General features: G+C 44.1%; 1 protein-coding gene. It reads right to left on the bottom strand.

Translation table 11 applies throughout. The features are described 5' to 3' along the window. Positions 1-304: 304 nt before the first annotated feature. Positions 305-706, bottom strand: coding sequence for a fasciclin domain-containing protein (locus MICAI_RS17775; protein ID WP_008205455.1), 402 nt, complete (start codon positions 704-706; stop codon positions 305-307). Between the last annotated feature and the right edge of the window lie 188 nt (positions 707-894).

Here is an 894-nt window from a genome sequence, read left to right as displayed (position 1 = left end):
GAACCTAGAAGAGCCGGAATATTGACCGACGTGGATAAACCGGCATTCTAAGGCGAAAATTAATCAGGGGGAGAAACTGGTTAACCATTTTTCATCTCCCTTAATATTTCCTTACTTTTTCGTTAATATTTATGGTAGCAAAGCCATTAGATGGTCTGAACAGGTACAGACAAGAAAGTGCAGAAAGTGGGCATTTTCCTCCGTCGATCATCGAAACCATAAACAAGCAAAAGTATCTGTATATTTGGTTACTAAATAAGACAGATTTGCCCTGGATGCGGCCCGGGGAAAAGCCGGTCAAAAACTAACCCATCAGGATCACCCTATCGATGACGTGGATCACACCATTATCCGCCTCGATATTACCCGCGACCACCGTGGCATTTTTCACCTCAAAACCTTCGCTACAATCGATGGGAATCGGTGAACCCTCTAGAGAAGTCACTACAGCCAATTTTGCTAAATCTTCCTGCATATATTTGCCCGCAGCGACGTGATAGGTGAGAATTCGGGTTAATTGGGGGATATTCTGCACTAGGGTTGTAATCGTCCCAGGGGGCAATTTGGCAAAAGCTTCATCGGTGGGGGCAAAAACCGTGAAGGGGCCGGGACTTTTTAGGGCATCCACAAGACTAGCGGCTTGTACCGCCGTCACTAGAGTTTTAAAATTATCGGCACTGACCGCAATATCGACAATATCTGCCATAAACTTGACTCGATCCTCAAAAAAATCATCTATTTCAGATTTTAAACTTAATCTTGTCCCAAAGATCGTTCTAGATAAGTAGGGTGTGGGAATTATGAATTATGAATTATGAATTATGAATTGGGGAAGTGGGGTGTGGGGAAGTGGGGAAGTGGGGAAGTGGGGTGTTTTCTCAGTGAACTGATAAC

The organism is Microcystis sp. T1-4 (assembly GCF_000297435.1).
GTDB lineage: Bacteria > Cyanobacteriota > Cyanobacteriia > Cyanobacteriales > Microcystaceae > Microcystis.
This window is presented reverse-complemented; position numbering and strand designations above follow the sequence as displayed.